The organism is Mycolicibacterium cosmeticum (assembly GCF_000613185.1).
Classification (GTDB): Bacteria; Actinomycetota; Actinomycetes; order Mycobacteriales; family Mycobacteriaceae; genus Mycobacterium; species Mycobacterium cosmeticum.
The window spans coordinates 535,747-554,227 of record NZ_CCBB010000001.1 but is presented as its reverse complement, the minus strand read 5'-3'; the positions used below and the strand labels follow the sequence as shown (position 1 = coordinate 554,227).

Genomic DNA, 18,481 nt, shown 5'->3' with positions numbered 1-18,481 from the left:
CCCTGAGAGATCGCCGGGAGCGGTCGTAGCCTCACCGGGTGTCGAAAGAACTCCATCTGCTTGCCTTCGGGAACACCCGGTCCGCCGGGCCCTGGCGTCATCCCGACGCCGACAACAGCACCGCCGGGGTGCGGCGCCGACTCATCGAGCACGCGCAGACCGCCGAGGCCGGCACGTTCGACGCGCTGTTCTTCGCCGACGGGCTGAACTATGGGCCGCCGGCCACCTGGGCGTACAAGATCCCGGAGGACTTCGAGCCCCTGACGGCGACCGCCGCGCTGTCCTCGGTGACCGAACGGATCGGGTTGGTGGTCACCGGGTCGGCCACCCTGCAGGCGCCCTATCACCTTGCCCGCCAACTGCTCTCACTGGATCACCTGAGCGGGGGCCGGGCCGGCTGGAACCTGGTCACCAGTTTCGCGCGGGCCGCGGCGGACAACTTCAGCGCCCGCGGTGTGGTGGACCACGACGAACGGTACGCCGTCGCCGAAGAAGCGCTCCAGGTGGTGCGCGCGCTGTGGGACGGCTGGGGTGAAGACACCATCGTCGAAGACCGCGCCGCCGGGATCTTCCACGATGTCAACAAGATCCGGGTGACCGACCACCACGGCGCCTACTTCGACGTCAAAGGTCCGCTCGGCGCCTCCCGCTCGGTGCAGGGTCAGCCCGTCCTGTTCCAGGCCGGATCGTCGCCCACCGGAAGATCTTTCGCCGCCAAGCATGCCGAAGTGATCTTCACCAGCCACGGCAACCGAGCCCGGGCTCAGGAGTTCTACCGGCAGATCCACGCGCAGGCACGGGCGTTCGGGCGCAACCGGCCGCCGCTGATCACCCCGTCCTTCCGTTATGTCATCGGCTCCACCGAGGACGAGGCGCGGCGCGCACAGCAAGACGAATACACCTACTTCAGCCCCGAATACCAGGCCGGCTGGCTGCTGGAGGTGGAGGTCGACGTCACCGGGGCCGACCTGGACGGGCCGGTGCCGGCCTCGGCCTTCCCGGATTCGACCGAGACGCACCAGACCGCGCTGGCCGGTTACCGGGCGCTGGCCGCCGAGAGCCCGACGGTGCGGGAATTCCTGTACCGCACCGTGAACGGGTGGGGTGCGGGCGTGGTGGGGACGCCGGAACGGATCGCCGACGAGATCGAGGAATGGTTCACCGAGGGCGCCGCGGACGGTTTCGTGCTGCGCGACTCCGGGCTGCCGGGGCAGACCGAACTGTTCGTCGAGCAGGTGGTGCCGGTGTTGCGTAAACGCGGCCTGTTCCGCCACGAATACTCCGGCACCACGTTGCGGTCGCACCTCGGCCTGGAAGTGCCGGTTCGGTCGTGACCGAGCCCTTCGTCCTCGCCGGCTTCACCATGTCGACGGTGTCGCACGGCAACTTCGGGCTGTGGCGCCACCCGCAGGACCAGACGTCGCGCTACACCGAGCTGAGGTACTGGGTGGAATTGGCCCAGCTGCTCGACACCGGCGGATTCGACGCCCTGTTCATCGCCGACGCGGTCGGTCAACTGGATGTGTTCGGCGGCAATGCCGATGCCGCGCTGACGCGTGCGGTGCAGACGCCGGTCACCGATCCGCTGCTGGCCGTATCGGCCATGGCGGCGGCCACCGAACACCTCGGCTTCGGCATCACGGTGTCCACCACCTACGAGAGCCCGTACCTGCTGGCCCGGAAGTTCAGCACGCTGGACCACCTCACCGGTGGCCGCATCGGCTGGAATGTGGTGACCTCGCTGCTGGACAGCGCGGCGCGCAACATCATCGGCCGGGACCGGCAGATCCCGCACGACGAGCGCTACGCCATCGCCCAGGAATTCCTCGAAGTCACCTACAAGCTGTGGGAGGGCTCGTGGGAGCCGGGTGCGGTGCGCCGTGATCGTGACCGCGGCGTGTACACCGATGCCACCAAGGTGCACCAGATCGGGCACGAGGGCACGTACTTCAGCGTTCCCGGTGCCCACCTGGTCGAGCCCTCCCCGCAACGCACCCCGGTGCTGTTCCAGGCCGGAACTTCCCCGGCGGGACGCGAATTCGCCGCGCGCAATGCCGAGTTGGTGTTCGCCAGCGACCCCAGGCCCGACGTGTTGCGCACCAATATCGACGACATCCGACGCCGCGCCGTGGCTCACGGCAGGCGGCCGGACGCGATCAAGTTCCTCACCTCGGTCGAGATCGTGGTGGACAGCACCGATGCGGCGGCCCAGGCCAAGGTGGCCGATCTGGCACGCTTCCACGACCTGGAGGCCGGTCTGGTGCTGCTGTCGGCTCTGTCGGGTGTCGACTGGTCCGAGTACGGCGTGGACCGGCCGATCGAGCAGTTCGACACCGACGCCAGCCGATCGATCCTGGCCGCTGTGGCCGATCCGGAGGCGCGCCACCGGATCACCCTGCGCGACTACGTCGGCGGGCTGGGCGGGTTCGGCGGTGAGCTGTTCGTCGGGTCCGCCTCGACGGTGGCCGACGCACTGGAGGGTTACGCGCAACACACCGGTGTCGACGGTTTCAACATCGTCTACCACGTCACCCCGGGCAGTTTCGCCGATGTCGCCGAACATCTGATCCCGGAGCTACGGCGGCGCGGCCGGGCGCGCGAGGCGGGCGGCGCCACGACGTTGCGGCAGCGGATCTTCGGCACGGAATCCGCGTACCTGCCCGCCGATCACCCGGGCACCGCCTTCCGGCGGCAAAAAATCCCGTCGATTTGATCACTGACGTCGCGGACCACCCTGCGGCATCGTGACATTCACATCAACTCTCTGTTAACGACCTGTGCGCCAAGCGATTACGTGGCGCACAGGATGGAAGGCGGCATCATGTCGGCACCGACTCGGGTGGAGCTGGGCGGTCGCGCCCTGTCGACCGCGGAAGGGCACGGTCTGGAGCGCGGTGCGCTGGGGTTCTGGGGTGTGTTCGCCCAAGGACTGGCCGCGGCGGCGCCCAGCGTCGCGGTGGCCACCGTGCCCTTCTCACTGTTCCTCGCCGCCGGCAACGGTTCGTCGTGGGCCGTCATCGTCGGCCTGGTCATCACGGTCCTGATCGCCGCCACCATCAGTTTCCAGGCCAAACGCACCGTGTCCTCCGGCTCGCTGGGCACCTACGCCGGCAACGGGCTGGGCCCCGGCTTCGCCTACGCCGCCGGGTTCAGCCTGCTGGTCGGTTACATCGGCTTCGCGACCACCGGAACCCTGGGCGGGGTCGTCTACCTCGACGCATTCCTGGAATCCATCGGATTGGGTTCACAGGCAGCCTGGTTCCGGCTGCTGCTGGTGGTGGTCATCGTCGGGCTGGGTATCTACCTGCCGTACCGCGGCGCTGCCATCGCCGCCAGGTACGAGCTGGTCTTCGAACTTGTCGCGATCGCGTCGATCCTGGTGATCATCGTCGGGTCGTACCTCGCGTACGGGGCCCGGATCGACTGGGAGCAGTGGAATCCGGCGCACCTGGGGCACAGCACCACCTACGTCGCCGCCGTGGTGGCGGTCGGCTCCTACGCCGGCTTCGAGAGCGTCGCCTCGCTCGGCGCGGAAGCCAAGGACGCGCATCGCACCATCGGCCGCTCGCTGCTGCGGGTGGTGCTGCTGCTGGGCGTGCTGTACATCGTCGCGACCTACCCGCAGATCCTGTTCTTCGATTCCGTCGACGGGGACAAGGCGATCCTGCCGCAGCTCGCCGAGTCGGCCGGGGTCCCGTGGGTCAACCAGCTTGTCAGCGGCACCGTCGCCGTCGCCTTCATCGTCTTCGTCACCGCGGTCACCACCGCCGCCGCCCGGTCCCTGTTCACCTTCGCGCACGAGGGCGCCCTGCCGGCAGCGTTGGCCAGGGTGCACCCGAAATACAAGACGCCGTGGGTGGGCATCGTCTTCATCGGTGCGCTGGCGTTCGTCTTCTCCACGGTGGCGACGTTCAGCTCGTCCGGTCGCGTGGTGTTCGAGGTATACGGCGGCTACGTCGCCACCTGGGGCTTTTTGACCAGCTACCTGCTGGTGGTCATCGCCACGCCGATCTGGCTGTACAAGATCAGGGCGCTGACCCCGCTGCGGTTGGTGGTGTCGGTGGCCGCCACGCTGGCCCTCGGGTACGTCTTCTTCAGCAACTTCTATCCGGTCCCCGACTTCCCGTTCAACATCCTGCCGCTGATCTTCGCCGGGATCCTGCTGGCCGGTCTGGCCTGGTACTGGTACCTCAAGCGCACCAACCCCGAGGTGGCCCGCCGCGTCGGCACCATCCAGACCCTGTCGGAGGCCGAACAGCAGCGCCTGATCGACGAGGGCTTGCTCGGCGCGCCCGACGACGGTGCCACCGAGCGCGGCGATGTGAAAGAGGCTGCAACACCGTGACCCTCGTGCATGAAAGCGGTGTCGGCAGCTGGTCGACCACGGCCGTGACACCGCTGGACTTCCCGCACATCGCCGACTTCCTGGCCACCACACCGGGCATCGCCGGACGCAAGTTCGCCGCCGACTCCCGCGATGTCGCCGAGCAACTCGGCGGCGCCTTCCCCGGCGCCGTGACCGCGGTACGCGACGAGACGGGACGGGTCCGCGGGTACGCGGCGCTGCACCAGCCCCACGGTTTGCAGCCGGAACTGCTGGCCGACTTCGTCTTCGACCCGGCCACGCCCGTGCCGGTCGTCGACGGCACCGTCGGATCGGTGGTCGCCCGATTCCGCCGGGAGGCCGCCGACATCCCAGATGCGTTCCTGCGCAGCTTCATCGGCACCGACCAGCCGGCGGCCCGCACCACCCTGATCCGGCACGGCGCCACCGAGGAAGGCCGCTTCATCCGGACGCGGAAACCGCTCGACGGTGCGGACGTCGACGAGCTGGCGGCGCTGACCCTGCCCGGGTTGACCTACCTCAGCTGGCCGGAGGTGCTCGACCGAGGCCTGGCCGAACAGGTACGCCGGCTGCAGTACGAGACCTTCCTCGAGCATTTCGGCAACATGTCCAAGACGCCGGAGATCTTCGCCCAGCACATCGCCAGCCGGTCGTTCACACCGGATTTCAGCAATGCGGTGATCAACACCGACGGCGACGTGGTGGGGTACGTGCTGGGCAGCACGTACACGCACCTCGCCGGGGCCGTCGAGGAACGCAGCGCCCACACCGACTACATCGGCGTGCGCCGCGACCAGCGCCGGGCCGGCATCGGCGAATTCCTGTTGCGCAAGGTGTGGCTGGCGGCGCTGCGCCGTGGCGTCGGCATCGCCTCGCTGGGTACCGACATCAACAACGCCAGTAAGGCGCATCTGCTCTACGAGCGGCTGGGGTACGTCGCCGTCGAGCGCCAGGCCGCCTACCGCATCGACTTCCACCACATCGACCGCGAAGGGCCCACCACATGAGTTCCCCCGCACGCTATCTGCAGGCGCCGACCGCCGATCTCGACGACCTGCGGGCGCGGTTCGCGCCGGCGTTTCAGAAGATCGCCGAGGCGAACCTGGAACGTGAGCGGGAGCGCACCTTCCCGCACGAGCAGGTGCGGCTGCTCAACGATGCCGGATTCGGCACCCTGCGTATCCCGGTGCAGCACGGCGGATTCGGCGCGTCGCTGCGGCAGGTGTTCCTGCTGCTGGCCGATCTGGGGGAGGCCGACGCGAACGTCGCGCACATCTGGCGCAACCACCTGGCATTCGTGGAAGACCGGTTGAACGCACCGGTGTCGGAGACCAACGACACCTGGATCGAGCGGTTCCGGGCCGGCCAGTTCGTCGGCGGCGGCTGGACCGAGGCCAACAACGTCACGCTGACCAACCTGGTCACCACGGTGTCCGCCGAGGATGACCACTACCGGGTGACGGGTGCGAAGTTCTACGCCACGGGCAGCCTGTACGCCGACTGGCTCGACGTACTGGGCCGCGGTGACGACGGTGAGCTACTGACCGCGCTGGTACGCGCCGATGATCCCGGGGTGACGTTGGTCGACGACTGGGATGGCTTCGGTCAGCGCACCACCGCCAGCGGCACCGCGCGTTATGACGGGGTGCGGGCCGAGCGCGGCGATGTGTTCCCGGCCGCCGAACGGTTCGCCTATCAGGGCCACTTCTACCAGACGGCCATGCTGTCGGTGCTGACCGGAATCACCAGGGCGGCACTGCGGGACGGGTCGACGGCGCTGCTCGGCCGTCGACGCAACTACCCGCAGGGGCTCACCGAGGTGCCGTCCGACGATGCGCAACTGTTGGCCGTCATCGGTGAGGTGTCCGCCGACGCGTTCGCCGCCGAGGCCGCGCTGGCCAGGGCGGGGGAGGCGCTGGACCGCATCGATGCGTCCGCCGAGGACGCCAAGCGACGCCTGATCGACGCCGAGGTGGCGGTGACCCAGGCGCAGCTGGTCATCATCGCCGCCGCCCTGCGCGCCACCACCACCGTCTTCGACGCGCTCGGTGCGTCCGGGGTGTCCGAACAGCGTGGGCTGGACCGGCATTGGCGCAACGCGCGGACCCTGGCGTCGCACAATCCGCGGGTGTACAAGGCGCGCATCCTCGGCGACTATCTGATCAACGGCAAGGATCCGGTGTCCAACCTGGCCGCGCTGGGCCGCGGCGGTCAGGGCAACTAGACCACGCGCAGCACGGCCTTGCCGGCGACCTGCCGGTCCAGCAGGGCCTGGGTCGCGGCGCCGACGTTGTCCCACGAATCGCGCAGGCCGATCTGCGGGTCCAGTTCGCCGTCGGCGAGCAGGGTCAGCAGGTAGCGCAGGTCGGCTTGGAAGGGCGCCCGAACCGTGAACGGCTCCAAGCGTTTCCGGTTGCCCAGCCGGCGATGCGCCTCGAAGTCGATGGTGGTGGGCTCGTTGGACGCCATCCCGATGGACTGCACCGAGCCGCCGTCGGACACCAGGGCGAAGGCCTGCGCCAGCAGTGGGCCGCCGACATTGTCCAGCACACCGAACACCGGCTCCGTCACGCCGTCCAGACCGACGACCACCTCGGCGGCGCCCAGTTCGGTCAGGCCGTCGCCCCGGCCCGGGCTGCCCACGGCGGCCACAACATGGGCACCGGCCCGAGCGGCCAACTGGACCGCGAACCGGCCGACCCCACCCGAGGCCCCGGTGATGAGCACCCGTTGCCCGACCACCGGCCCGAGCGCCCGCAGTGCCTGCAGGGCGGTGACACCGGCGACGGGAAGGGCGGCCGCCTCCTCGAACTCCACGAATTCGGGCAGCTCGGCCACATTCGCGGTGTCCACCGCGCGCCGTTCCGCCCAACCGCCCTCACCGCCGAAGGCCACCACCCGGGTGCCGACCGGCGGTCCCGAGCCGTCGGCCGCGGCCCGGGCCACCACACCGGCGGTGTCCCAACCGGGTACCTCGCCGGGCCGGCGCATGTGGTCGATGAAATGCACCTCTCCGAAGTTCAGCGCGATGGCGTGCACGTCGATCACGGCCTGGCCGGCGGTCGGTGCGGGCTCGCCGACCTCCCCGAACCGCAGGTTGGCCGGCGCGTGCGGGTCGTAGACGATGGCTCGCATGCTGTCGCCCAACAATGCCGCCGGCGGTCGTATTCCCGCCCTCCCGCGCCGCCGAACGTTGATTGCCGCTCCAAGCAGCGGCCGGAAAATCGAGCGGTACGCAACGTTCGCGGAGATAGGTTGTCGCGGTGAGCCTGGGCGACCGTGAGCGTTGGGACGCGGCCTACCGCGACCGCGAGGTGGGCACGCCCGCTCTACCGGCCGTCTTCGCCGCGTACGAAGCGGTGTTCCCGACCGCGGGCACGGCGCTGGACGTCGCGTGCGGGCAGGGCGCGGCGGCGGTCTGGTTGGCGCGTCGTGGACTCGACGTGCTGGGCGTCGACGCCTCGGTCATCGCGATCGAGCAGGCGCGCGCCCTGGCCGCCGGGACGACGGCACGCTTTGCGGTGGCGGACCTCGACGACGGCCTGCCGCCCGGCGCGCCCGTGGATGTGCTGCTGTGTCACCGGTTTCGCGATCCCCGGCTGTACCCGGTGTTCGTCGACCGGCTGAAACCCGGAGGGCTGCTGGCGGTCTGCGTGCTCAGCGAGGTGGGTGGGTCACCCGGGACGTTCCGCGCCGCTGCCGGGGAACTGGGCCGGGCGTTCGCCGAGCTGCAGCCCATCGCGGCGGGGGAGGGTGACGGACAAGCCTGGCTGCTCGGCCGCCGCGGACCTTCGTGCTGATCTCAGCCTCGGGCAGGGACGACGCCGGTGAGGACCCGTACGACGACTTCGTCGGAGAATCGGTAGGGCTGGCCGGTGATGATGGCACCGAGACGCCTCCTCAGGCGTGAGATCTCCGACCGAACCGCAACCGTGTGCTCGGCGTTGCCGTACAACGCGACGCTGAGGTCGGTCGCGTTGACGCCGTGCCGGGGGTGCTGGGCAAGCATCCGCAGAATCTGGGCGTGACGGGGGGAAAGGGCGCGCGTCCAGGTGACATCGCCACGAACGGTGGCTCGAGGTGAGTCACCGAGGTCGAGCTCGAGTTCTATCTGCGCGTCGGCCCGGTGCGGACGCATGATCCAGCCCTGACCGAGCGGTTCCGGGACGGTCAGGCCGAGGCCGGGAACGAACGCGGCGGTGCCGGGTTCCGGCGCCGCGATGCGCCGGGGGTTATCCAAACCTCGTGCACAGGCGACCCAGCCGTGTTCGTCGACCACCAGGGCGGGGGCTGTGCCGGCGAGCAGGGCGGCGCTCTCCTCGCACAGGCGGTCGAGACTTTCGCGATGCAGCCGCCACAACGTGGCTTCGGCGAGCCGCGCCGCCGAGTGTGCCAGGCCCGCCGTCGACGGGTGCAGCGTCATCGCGGGCCCGCTGATGTCGATCACGCCGAGGACATCCCCGGAGCGCGGATCGTGGACAGGTTCGCCGATGCAATACCAGCTGTGCTGGCGGCGGGCGTAATGCTCGGCGGAGAACAGCGTCAGACCGGTGTTCTCGATGAGGGCGGTGCCGATCGCGTTGGTGCCGACGTGGTCTTCTGCCCAGCTGGCGCCCTCCACGAAGCCGAGTTGATCGGCGGTGCGGCGGATGGCTTGCGCCCCGTCGCGCCAGAGCACGACACCGTCGTCGTCGGCGATGACCACGACGAAGTCGGCGCCGGCGGCCGCCGATCCCAGGACCGCCCGCAGGTCGGGCAACACCTTGCGCAAGTCGCTTCGGCTGCGCCGGTTCTCGACCTCGGACAGGCTCACCGAGGTCGACCGCACACAGTCGTCGGGCGAAATGCCGTGTGTGCACAGCCGTTCCCAGGACCGGGCCACCAGCGGGCGCGGCTGCCGGGGTGGCCGTCGGCCGGACAGCACCGCCTCCCGGATTTCACTCAGCAGTCGAGCGTGCCGGACCAGATCGACGGATGCTCCTGTCTTGGCAGGGCGGGTCATGGTGTTCACAGTAGTGAGAACTTCCAGCAGCCTTCGACGTCAGCTGTTCAGCGGTTTGCCGAGGGCCGCCAGCACGGATTCGTGCATGGCTTCCGACAGTGTCGGATGCGCGAAGATCACGTCCGCGAGGTCGTCAGCGGTGGCTTCGAGCGACGCGGTGATCCCGAAACCCTGGATCAGCTCGGTCACGTCGGGGCCCACCAGGTGGGCACCGAGCAGGGCTCCGCTGTCGGCGTCGACGATGGTCTTCACGAAACCGTCGGCTTCCGCGATGGCCAGGGCCTTACCCGACGCCTGCAAGTCGAAGGTGCCGACCTGCAGGCGGCGCCCGGTTGCCCGCGCCTGTTCCTCCGTCATCCCGATGCTCGCCACCTGCGGGCGGGCGTACGTGCAGGCGGGCACCAGGGTGGTGTCCAGTGGCCTGGTGTGCGCAACACCTGCGATGTGCTCGACGCACAGCACCGCTTCGTGGCCGGCCTTGTGTGCCAGGCACGGGCCGCCGGCGACGTCGCCGATCGCGTAGGTGCCGAATGCCGTTGTGCGACACCATTCATCGGTGACGATCGTGCCGTTGGACACTTCGACGCCGATATCTTCGAGTCCCAGTTCTTCGATGTTGCCCTGAATTCCGGCCGCCACGAGGACCCGCTCGGCAGTCACGTTCTCCGGGCCGCCGGGGGTGTCGATGGTGAGATCGACCCCGGAGTCGTGGACCGTCGCGGCCGTCACGCGCGAGGCTGTGTGGACACCGATTCCGCGTTTCTCGAAGCGCCGCCTGACGAACTCGGATACGGCCGCATCCTCTGCGGGCATGATCCGCGGTGCCATCTCCACGATTCTGACGTCGGTGCCGAGGTCTCGGTAGAGGCTGGCGAACTCGACGCCGATGGCACCGGAGCCGACCACGACGAGCGAACGCGGCAACGCGGCCGGCTGCAACGCTTCGAAGTACGTCCAGATCCGTTCACCGTCGGGGATGAGTCCGGGAACGGTGCGCGGCCTGGCTCCGGTTGCCAGGATCACGTGATCGGCGCGGTAACGTCGGACGTCGTCCTCGGAGCTGACGTCGACGACACCCTTGCCGGCCAGCCTGGCGGTACCGGTGATGACGGTGACGGCGTTCTTGCGCATCAGATACTCGACGCCGCCGGACAGTCGTGCCGAGACGCCGCGGCTGAACTGCACGAGTTTCGCGATGTCGAATTCGACTGCCCCGACGGTGAATCCCACCTCGTGGGCGTTGGCCAGCGTATGGGCGACGTCGGCGCCGTGCAACAGCGCCTTGGTGGGAATGCAGCCCCAGTTCAGACAGATGCCGCCGAGACGGTCACGTTCGACAAGGGCGGTGTTCAGGCCGAGCTGTGCGGCCCGGATGGCGGCCACATACCCGCCGGGGCCGCCGCCGATCACCAGGACGTCGAAGTTGTCGGTCATCTGCACCTCCTAAACCAACATCAGGGCGGGGGATTCGACGTAGGCCCGCAACTGCTGCAGGAACCTCGCTCCCGTGGCGCCGTCGATGACCCGGTGATCGCACGACAAGGTCACGGTCATGACGGTCGTCGAAACGAGTTCACCGGCCACGATCGCCGGCCGCTCGGCTGCGGTTCCGACGGCCAGGATCGCACCCTGGGGCGGGTTGATGATCGCGTCGAACTCCCTGACGCCGAACATGCCCAGGTTCGACACGGTGAAGGTGCCCCCTTGGAAGTCGTCGGGCTGCAGTGTGCCGGCTTTCGCCTTCGTCACCAATGTGGCGATCTCGGAAGATATTCCGGCGAGTGATCGACCGTCGGCGCCGCGCACGATCGGTGTGATCAGGCCGGCGGGAAGGGCGACCGCGACGGAGACGTCCGCGGATGTGTAGCGCAGCACCGCCTGCGCCTGCTCGTCGTACTGGATGTTGACGTCGGGCACCTTGACCAGCGCCATGGCACAGGCTTTGACGATGAAGTCGTTGACCGACAGCTTCACCCCCGCGACGGTCGCGTTGATCTCGTCGCGCAGCCGCAGCAGGTCGTCGATCGCGAGGTCCACGGTCAGCCGGAAATGGGGTGCGTTGCGTTTCGACTCCTGCAAGCGCGACGCTATCGCGCGCCGCATGGTAGACAGTGGAATCGTCTCGTGGCCGGCGGCAGTGGCCGACGGCGCATTCGGGGCAGCAACGGATTCCGGGTTGAATCGACGTGCAGCGTCCCGCACGTCTGCTTCGCAGACCCGGCCGCGCGAACCCGTTGCGCGGCAGTCGTACAAGTTGATCCCGAGGGCCGCGGCCAGCCGGCGCGCGACGGGGGTGGCGGCGACTGCACTGTCGTCGCGGGTCGATCGTCCGGGGACGCCGGTGCGCACCGCCGGGGCCTTGGCGGCGACCGATCCACCCGCGTCGAGGATGGCGTGTTCGACGTCGGTGACCGAGATACGGCCGCCCCGCCCGGTGGGAGTGACGCGGGCCAGGTCGATCGACAGCTCGTCGGCCAGGCGCAGGGCGTGCCGGGTGGCGAACACGTCACCGTCGGTCTTGCCGCGCAGCACGTCGGGGACGACGGTGGCGCCGCCGTTGCGCGAGGCCGGCGCGGCACCGGCAGGTGTGACCGGGCTCGACTGCACGACAGGAGATGTCGCGGTTGGTGTGGCCGCGGGGAGCGGTGGCGCAGACGACGCCGGGATCGCCGTCGCGGCCAGGTCGGCCGCCAAGCGGTCGACCTCGGCATCGCTGACCGACGTGGGTGCACAGATCGCGATGGGCGCGCTGACCGGGAGGGTCTCACCGGGTTTGGCGAGGATCCTTCTCAGCAAGCCGTCGAACGGGGCTTCGAGTTGATTGGTGATCTTGCTGGTCTCGATCTCGCACAGCAGGTCGCCCTTGTCGAAGGCGGTGCCCTCGGTGACGAGCCACTCCACGAGGGTGCCTTCTTCCATCGAGAGGCCCCATTTCGGGATCTCGATAACGGCCACGTCACTCATGCCGACATCACCCGGCGGATGGCATCCTCGACGCGGCCGACCGATGGCAGCCACTCCTTCTCCAGCGCCGGTGAGAACGGCACAGGCGTGTGCGGTGGTGTGACGAGTTCGATCGGCGCCTTGAGCGACCAGAACGCCTTCGTCGTGATGAGGGCGGCGACATCGTGCCCGAACCCGCAGCGCGCGGCCGACTCGTCGACGATGACCACCCGACCGGTCGACGCCACCGACTCCAGGATGCTCTCCTCGTCGAGCGGGGACACCGTGCGGGGGTCGACCACCTCGACGGAGATACCCTCGGCGGCAAGGGCATCGGCAGCGTCGTTGGCCACGTTCACCATCGCCGACAGCGCGATCACGGTGACGTCGCTGCCCTCGCGGGTGTAGTTGGCGACACCGAGGGGGATGGTGTAGGACTCCTGCGGCACTTCGCCTTTCATGTCGTAGAGTGTCTTGTGTTCGCAGAAGACGACGGGATCGTCGTCGCGGATCGACTGGATCAACAGGCCCTTGGCGTCGTACGGATTCGACGGCGCCACCACTTTGAGGCCCGGCACGGCGGCGAAGACGTTGTAGGGCGACTGGGAGTGCTGGGCGGCCGCGGAGAAACCGGCACCGATCATGCCCCGCACCACCAGCGGCGTACGGGCCTTGCCGCCGAACATGTAGCGGAACTTCGCGGCCTGGTTGTAGAGCGCGTCGTAACAGACGCCGAAGAAGTCCATGAACATCAGTTCGGCGACCGGACGCAGTCCCGTCAACGCCGCACCCGCGGCCATGCCGATGATGGCCGATTCGGTGATCGGGGTGTCGATGACGCGTTCCGAACCGAACTCGGTCCACAGACCCTTGGTGACACCGAGAACCCCGCCGAACGCTTCGACCTTGTCGGTGGCCAGCGCCGGATTGCTGCCGCCCTGGCCACCGCGCAGATCCTCGCCGATCTGGACGATCGTCGGGTCTCGTCGCATCTCCAGCGCCAGCGCGTCCTTGACCGCCTCGCGGTAGGTGATCTTCGAAAGGCTCATCGTGTTTCTCCCTCAGTACGCGACGTAGACGTCGGTGAGCAGGCTGGATACCGGCGGATAGGCGGCGGCGCGGGCCTCGGCCACGGCGGTGTCGACGAGCTCACGAGCTGCTCGGTCGATCTCGTCGAGTTCGTCGGCGCCCAGCGTCTTCGCCACGGATGCGCGGAACTTCTGCAGTGGGTCGTTGGTGGCGCGCAGCTCGGCCACTTGTTCGGACGTCCGGTACAGCTGGGCGTCGCCTTCGAAATGGCCGTGGAATCGGTGCGCGACGGCCTCGATCGTGGAGGGGCCGCCGCCGCTGCGGGCGCGCTGCACCGCCTCTCGGGTGGCGTCGTACACGGCGAAGAAGTCGGTCCCGTCCACGGTGGTGGCGGGCATGCCGAAGGACGCGGACCGCTGGGCGATGCTGGTCGTCCCGACGGCGTAGTCGCGCCCGGTGGCCTCACCGTAGCCGTTGTTCTCGATCACGAAGACGATCGGCAAGTCGAGGACGACGGCCATGTTCATGGCCTCGAACACCGTTCCCTGATTCGAGCCGCCGTCACCGGTGAAACTGGCGGCCACGCCGCCGTTTCCGAGTGTCTTGGCGGTCAGCGCGGCACCGATCGCCAGTGAGGGGGCACCGCCGACGATCGCGTTGGCGCCCAGCATGCCCACCGACAGGTCGGCGATGTGCATCGAGCCGCCCTTACCGTGGCACAACCCGTCGTCTTTGCCGAAGATCTCGGCCATCATCGCCCGGATGTCGCAGCCCTTGGCAATACAGTGCCCGTGCCCGCGGTGCGTCGAGCCGATGTAGTCACGGTCACCGAGGTTCTCGCATACCCCGACCGCGATCGCCTCTTGACCCGAGTACAGGTGGATGAACCCCGGGATGTCGCCCGTGGCGTTCTCCTCGTGCAGGCGGTCTTCGAAGGCCCGGATCTCGGCCATCTTGCGGTACGCGTGTAGCAACTCCGGCTTGGTCAACGCCATGCTTCTCCTTCGCCATTTGGCCAGAGCTGCTCTGGCCGGTGCCTCGATGCCGACGCCGGGTGGTTGGTTCTCGGAGGCGTCGGTCGCGGTCACAGATGCTATGGAGATGAGAGCGCGGTCACTACCGTTGCAAGGGATTGCAACAGCGGCCCCGGCCCTGTTATCGCTGACCCGGCCGGGTACTAGGTGGCCATCGACGCGATGTGGTCGATCACCGTGCCAAGGGCGGTCTCCAGCGGATCGGCGGCGCGAAGTGTCTTGCACAGCAGCAACCCGCCCTGGAGTGTGGTGAGCAGAGTGGTGGCCAGCGCCTCCGGGTCGGCCTGCTCACCGAGATCACCGCGGTCCTTCATCGCAAGGAGTCCGTCCCTGATCACCCGGTGCCACCGCAGGTACCCGGCGGCGAGGTCCTCGCGCGCCGTGTCGTCGTGTTCGGCCAGCTCGCCGGCCAGTGAACCCAGCGGGCAGCCACCGCGAAAGTCCCTTGCCCGCTGGACATTTGCGATCGCTTCTGCCCAGGCGCGCAGCGCGCCGATGTCGTCGAGGCTGGCGAGCAGGGGACTCTGGAAGCCGAGAATCTCCTCGGTTTGGAACTCGATCACGGCACGGGTGAGGGAGCGCTTGTCACGGAAGTAGTGGTAGATCTGCGATGCGCTCACGGCGGCCGCCGCGCGGACGTCCTCGGTGCTGGTGCCGGCGACGCCGCGTTGGTGCATCAGTCGAGCCGCCTCGGCCACGATCCGCTCGCGGGTGGCTTGGCCCTTCCGTGTGATCACCACCCGAACATACCGATTTTGGAGTTGACATTCCAGAAATCGCGATGTTCTCTGGAATGGACAATCCAATCTATGGCGAAAGGGCAAGTGCTTGACCGAGACTGCTGTGACCGATGCGCCGCCACGTACTCTCGGCATGAGGCTGCAACGTGCCGGACACCTGGTGAGCCGCTACGGCCTGGTCATCGTGCTGGCGTGGATCGGCTTCGGGAAGTTCGTGAAGATGGAAGCCCGAGTGCTCATCGAGCACAGCCCGCTGATGAGTTGGATCTACGACTACCTCAGCGTCGGGACGGTCGCTCACGCGTTGGGCGCACTGGAAATTCTTGCCGCCCTTTTGATTGCGCTGTACCCGGTGTGGCCGCGGGTCTCGGCGATCGGAAGTGCACTCGCTGTCGTGCTGTTCATCGGCACGCTCAGCTTCCTGTTCACCACGCCTGGAGTTGTCGCCGCCCACGCATGGGGCGTTCCGGTCCTGTCGGCGCAACCCGGTCAGTTCCTGCTCAAGGACGCCGTCCTGCTCGGTGTGGCGATCTGGACGCTCGGCGCGTCCCTGACCCGTATCGATTCACAGCAGGCATTTTCCCGCAACTAGGGTGACCCCTCGGCGATCCGGCGCACGGCCCGCAGGAATACGTCGATCTCGTCGAAGGTGTTGTAGAACGCGAACGACGGTCGCACGGTGGCCTCCAGGCCCAACCGGCGCAGGATCGGTTGCGCACAGTGATGCCCCGCCCGCACCGCGATGCCCTCGGAGTTGAGCGCCTTACCCACCTCGAGCGGTTCGTGACCGGCCAGCACGAAGGACAGCACGCTGGCCTTCTCCTGCGCGGTGCCGACCAGGCGCACACCGGGGATGTCGGCCAGTCGCGGGGTGGCGTACTCCAGCAGCGCGTGCTCATAGGCGGCGATGCGTTCGATACCGACCCGCTCCACGTACCGCAGCGCCTCGCCCAGCCCGACCGCGTCGGCGATGTTGCCGGTGCCCGCCTCGTACTTGTTGGGCGGCCCTTGATACAGCGAGCGCTCAAGGGTCACATCGGCGATCATGTTGCCGCCGCCCTGCCACGGTGGGGTTTCGGCCAGCACGTCCTCGCGGCCGTAGAGCACCCCGATTCCGGTGGGACCGAAGATCTTGTGGCCGGAGAAGACGAAGAAATCGGCCCCGGTCTCGGACACGTCGATCGGGATGTGCGGGATGGACTGCGCGCCGTCGATCAGCACCCGGGCACCGTACCGGTGGCCGAGTTCGACGATCGTCTTGACTGGCGTCACCGTGCCCAGTGCGTTGGACACCTGGGTGGCGGCCACCAGCTTGGTCCGGGGTCCCAGCAGATCCTCGAACTCGCTGAGCAGTAGGTTGCCGGCATCGTCCACCGGGGCGACCTTGAGCACCGCGCCGGTCTTCTGCGAGATCAGCTGCCACGGAACGATATTCGCGTGGTGCTCAAGATGGGTGATGACGATCTCGTCACCCGGGCCCAGGTGCTTGCCGCCCCACGCGTAGGCCACCAGATTGATCGCCTCGGTGGTGCCGCGGACGAAGACGATCTCCTCGGTCTTGGCCGCGCCGATGAACCGGCGGACCGCTTCCCGGGCGTCCTCGTAGGCGTCGGTGGCGCGCGCCGCCAGCTCGTGTGCCGCCCGGTGGATGTTGGAGTTCTCGTGGGCGTAGAAGTAGGCCAGCCGGTCGATCACCGACTGCGGCTTCTGCGTGGTGGCGGCGTTGTCGAACCAGATCAGCGGTTTGCCGTTGACGGTTTCACGCAGGATCGGGAAGTCCGCGCGGATCGCGTGGACGTCGAAGATCTCGTGGTCATCGCGGATGGCCGGAACCGGTTCGGGCGCAGGCGGTTTCAGGAAGTAGTAACCGTCACCATCCTGCGAGGCCGGCGCCGCACCGGTCCACCCGAGATCCGGCACCTGCGGCACCGCACCCGGCCACACCGGCGCCGACCCGCGCGAGGGCGTCGGAGGTGCCGACGGCACCAGACCCGTCAGGGGCGAGCGAAGCGACGGGGACAGATCCGGCACCGTGAACGGCTCGAATCCGCTGAACGGAACGATCGGGCTCACTGCTGTCCCTCGGGGCGCGACCGGCGCGTCGCCCGGTGGAATACCCTCGGGCCCAGGCGATGTCGGGGCCGGAATGTTCACCTCCGGCACCGACACGAACTCCGCGGGAGTGCCCGGATGCGCGACACCCGCGGCCGTCGAACCCGCCGAACTCGCCGTCGTCACATCCGGTGCCACCCCGCGCGGAGCCACCTGGGTGGTCGCGGGCGGGCTGTCCGGCCCGGGCCGGAAGCTGGTCGCGAACAACTGCGACGCCAGCGCCGAGAGTTCGGCCTCGCTTATCGGCAGGTCACCTTCCGCGTCGAAAGATTTGTACTCACTTGTACTCATGGAAGTGGTCCACTGCGACGTCGTCCAGTACCGCCAGCGCATCGTCGGTCAGTACCGCCAGCGACGAGTACAAGGTGACCAGATACGACGCGATCGCCGACCGGTTGATCCCGGTGAACCGCACCGACAGCCCCGGCGCCTGCTCGCCGACCAGCCCGGGCTGGAAAAGGCCGACCACACCTTGGCGCTCCTCACCAGTGCGGACCAGGATGAACTTGGTCTTGGAATCCTCGACCGGCACCTTGTCGCTGGGCACGATCGGGATGCCCCGCCACGTGATGAACTGGGCGCCGAACAGGCTGACCACTGGCGGCGGAACCCCGCGCCGGGTGGCTTCCCGGCCGAACGCGGCCACCCCGAGCGGATTGGTGAGGAAGAACGCCGGCGTCTTCCACACCTTCGTGATCAACGAGTCCAGGTCGTCGGGGGTGGGGGTGCCACGCCGGGTGGAGATGGTCTGCTCCGGGGTGACCTGGGAGAGCAGGCCGTACTCCGGGTTGTTGACCAGCTCGTACTCCTGGCGCTCCTTGATGGTCTCGATGGTCAGGCGCAGCTGCTGGGCGACCTGGTCGTGCGGGCTGGAGTACAGGTCCGACACCCGGGTGTGCACGTCGAGCAGCGTCGAGATGGACCGCAGCGTGTACTCGCGCGGGCTGGTCTCGTAGTCGACATAGGTCTCCGGTAGCGGTTCCTCGGTGCCCGTGCCCTCGTCGGCATGGATCGCCACCCGGTCCGGGTTGATCACCCGATTGACCCGGTAGATACCGGCCTCGACGGGCACCCAGGACAGCAGATGCAGCAGGAAGCGCGGGGTGATGGTCGACAGCTGCGGGACTGTCTTGGTGGCGTTGGCAAGCTGCCTGGCGGCGAGATCGCCGAGGGCCTGCGATTCGTTCTGGGCAGACGTCATGGTGCTACCTCCGACGGGGTTCTGTTGTGTATGCGGCGGCCACGATACGGCCAAATTGCTGTGGCCACATGATTA

Annotated in this window: 16 protein-coding genes; 7 read left to right on the top strand and 9 right to left on the bottom strand. The window is 68.3% G+C overall.

Annotation, left to right across the window (positions count from 1 at the left end; all coding sequences use genetic code 11):
- The first annotated feature begins 38 nt into the window (after positions 1-38).
- The 5 genes from BN977_RS02675 (at position 39) to BN977_RS02655 (ending at position 6,569) form a co-directional block, all read left to right on the top strand.
- Positions 39-1,334 carry an NtaA/DmoA family FMN-dependent monooxygenase gene (locus tag BN977_RS02675; RefSeq protein WP_036396222.1) on the top strand — a complete coding sequence of 432 codons (1,296 nt, stop codon included), beginning with the start codon at positions 39-41 and terminating at the stop codon, positions 1,332-1,334.
- A complete protein-coding gene (locus BN977_RS02670; protein ID WP_036396221.1) occupies positions 1,331-2,713 on the top strand; it encodes an LLM class flavin-dependent oxidoreductase in 1,383 nt (460 codons plus the stop codon). The genes BN977_RS02675 and BN977_RS02670 overlap by 4 nt, the downstream gene beginning before the upstream one ends.
- Before the next feature lie 108 nt (positions 2,714-2,821).
- Positions 2,822-4,345 (top strand): APC family permease, encoded by a 1,524-nt coding sequence (locus BN977_RS02665; protein WP_051561434.1) that lies wholly within the window; start codon positions 2,822-2,824, stop codon positions 4,343-4,345.
- On the top strand, positions 4,342-5,352 hold the full coding sequence (locus BN977_RS02660; RefSeq protein WP_051560979.1) for a GNAT family N-acetyltransferase: 1,011 nt from the start codon (positions 4,342-4,344) through the stop codon (positions 5,350-5,352). The genes BN977_RS02665 and BN977_RS02660 overlap by 4 nt, the downstream gene beginning before the upstream one ends.
- Entirely contained in the window at positions 5,349-6,569 is a 1,221-nt protein-coding gene (locus BN977_RS02655) for an acyl-CoA dehydrogenase family protein (RefSeq protein WP_024453415.1), read from the top strand. Before BN977_RS02660 ends, BN977_RS02655 begins: the two co-directional genes overlap by 4 nt.
- On the opposite strand, the gene BN977_RS02650 is transcribed toward BN977_RS02655, so the two are convergent.
- The gene (locus tag BN977_RS02650) at positions 6,566-7,480 is read right to left on the bottom strand and encodes a zinc-binding dehydrogenase (protein WP_024453414.1); all 915 of its coding nucleotides are present in this window, start codon (positions 7,478-7,480) and stop codon (positions 6,566-6,568) included. The two genes, BN977_RS02655 and BN977_RS02650, sit on opposite strands and share 4 nt — an antisense overlap.
- A gap of 128 nt (positions 7,481-7,608) precedes the next feature.
- On the opposite strand from BN977_RS02650, the gene BN977_RS02645 reads away from it, so the two are divergent.
- Positions 7,609-8,145: a class I SAM-dependent methyltransferase gene (locus BN977_RS02645; protein ID WP_024453413.1), complete on the top strand. Its 537-nt coding sequence runs from the start codon at positions 7,609-7,611 to the stop codon at positions 8,143-8,145.
- Positions 8,146-8,147: 2 nt separating this feature from the next.
- Here BN977_RS02645 and BN977_RS02640 read toward each other — a convergent pair whose 3' ends face one another.
- From BN977_RS02640 to BN977_RS02615, 6 genes are all read right to left on the bottom strand, one after another.
- Complete coding sequence (locus BN977_RS02640) at positions 8,148-9,347, bottom strand: helix-turn-helix domain-containing protein (protein ID WP_036398281.1); 1,200 nt, start codon at positions 9,345-9,347, stop codon at positions 8,148-8,150.
- A 39-nt stretch (positions 9,348-9,386) separates the two neighbouring features.
- Positions 9,387-10,781 (bottom strand): dihydrolipoyl dehydrogenase, encoded by a 1,395-nt coding sequence (lpdA, locus tag BN977_RS02635; protein WP_036396219.1) that lies wholly within the window; start codon positions 10,779-10,781, stop codon positions 9,387-9,389.
- A 9-nt stretch (positions 10,782-10,790) separates the two neighbouring features.
- On the bottom strand, positions 10,791-12,311 hold the full coding sequence (locus tag BN977_RS02630) for a dihydrolipoamide acetyltransferase family protein (RefSeq protein ID WP_036396217.1): 1,521 nt from the start codon (positions 12,309-12,311) through the stop codon (positions 10,791-10,793).
- Positions 12,308-13,339: an alpha-ketoacid dehydrogenase subunit beta gene (locus BN977_RS02625; RefSeq protein ID WP_036396216.1), complete on the bottom strand. Its 1,032-nt coding sequence runs from the start codon at positions 13,337-13,339 to the stop codon at positions 12,308-12,310. The genes BN977_RS02630 and BN977_RS02625 overlap by 4 nt, the downstream gene beginning before the upstream one ends.
- Before the next feature lie 12 nt (positions 13,340-13,351).
- The gene (locus BN977_RS02620; RefSeq protein WP_024453408.1) at positions 13,352-14,314 is read right to left on the bottom strand and encodes a thiamine pyrophosphate-dependent dehydrogenase E1 component subunit alpha; all 963 of its coding nucleotides are present in this window, start codon (positions 14,312-14,314) and stop codon (positions 13,352-13,354) included.
- Positions 14,315-14,496: 182 nt separating this feature from the next.
- Positions 14,497-15,090: a TetR/AcrR family transcriptional regulator gene (locus BN977_RS02615; protein ID WP_206666831.1), complete on the bottom strand. Its 594-nt coding sequence runs from the start codon at positions 15,088-15,090 to the stop codon at positions 14,497-14,499.
- A gap of 136 nt (positions 15,091-15,226) precedes the next feature.
- On the opposite strand from BN977_RS02615, the gene BN977_RS02610 reads away from it, so the two are divergent.
- Positions 15,227-15,685, top strand: a complete 459-nt coding sequence (locus tag BN977_RS02610; protein ID WP_024453406.1) for a YkgB family protein — start codon at positions 15,227-15,229, stop codon at positions 15,683-15,685.
- On the opposite strand, the gene BN977_RS02605 is transcribed toward BN977_RS02610, so the two are convergent.
- Complete coding sequence (locus BN977_RS02605; RefSeq protein ID WP_036396215.1) at positions 15,682-17,496, bottom strand: family 2A encapsulin nanocompartment cargo protein cysteine desulfurase; 1,815 nt, start codon at positions 17,494-17,496, stop codon at positions 15,682-15,684. The genes BN977_RS02610 and BN977_RS02605 overlap by 4 nt on opposite strands.
- Complete coding sequence (locus tag BN977_RS02600; RefSeq protein ID WP_024453404.1) at positions 17,483-18,406, bottom strand: family 2A encapsulin nanocompartment shell protein; 924 nt, start codon at positions 18,404-18,406, stop codon at positions 17,483-17,485. The genes BN977_RS02605 and BN977_RS02600 overlap by 14 nt, the downstream gene beginning before the upstream one ends.
- Positions 18,407-18,481 lie beyond the last annotated feature (75 nt).

Excerpts from the sequence above, each read along its gene's own strand:
- BN977_RS02665 (WP_051561434.1), top strand. The coding sequence starts at position 2,822 with ATGTCGGCACCGACTCGGGTGGAGCTGGGCGGTCGCGCCCTGTCGACC.
- BN977_RS02655 (WP_024453415.1), top strand. The coding sequence starts at position 5,349 with ATGAGTTCCCCCGCACGCTATCTGCAGGCGCCGACCGCCGATCTCGAC.
- BN977_RS02650 (WP_024453414.1), bottom strand. The coding sequence starts at position 7,480 with ATGCGAGCCATCGTCTACGACCCGCACGCGCCGGCCAACCTGCGGTTC.
- BN977_RS02640 (WP_036398281.1), bottom strand. The coding sequence starts at position 9,347 with ATGACCCGCCCTGCCAAGACAGGAGCATCCGTCGATCTGGTCCGGCAC.
- lpdA (WP_036396219.1), bottom strand. The coding sequence starts at position 10,781 with ATGACCGACAACTTCGACGTCCTGGTGATCGGCGGCGGCCCCGGCGGG.
- BN977_RS02630 (WP_036396217.1), bottom strand. The coding sequence starts at position 12,311 with ATGAGTGACGTGGCCGTTATCGAGATCCCGAAATGGGGCCTCTCGATG.
- BN977_RS02625 (WP_036396216.1), bottom strand. The coding sequence starts at position 13,339 with ATGAGCCTTTCGAAGATCACCTACCGCGAGGCGGTCAAGGACGCGCTG.
- BN977_RS02620 (WP_024453408.1), bottom strand. The coding sequence starts at position 14,314 with ATGGCGTTGACCAAGCCGGAGTTGCTACACGCGTACCGCAAGATGGCC.
- BN977_RS02610 (WP_024453406.1), top strand. The coding sequence starts at position 15,227 with ATGAGGCTGCAACGTGCCGGACACCTGGTGAGCCGCTACGGCCTGGTC.
- BN977_RS02605 (WP_036396215.1), bottom strand. The coding sequence starts at position 17,496 with ATGAGTACAAGTGAGTACAAATCTTTCGACGCGGAAGGTGACCTGCCG.
- BN977_RS02600 (WP_024453404.1), bottom strand. The coding sequence starts at position 18,406 with ATGACGTCTGCCCAGAACGAATCGCAGGCCCTCGGCGATCTCGCCGCC.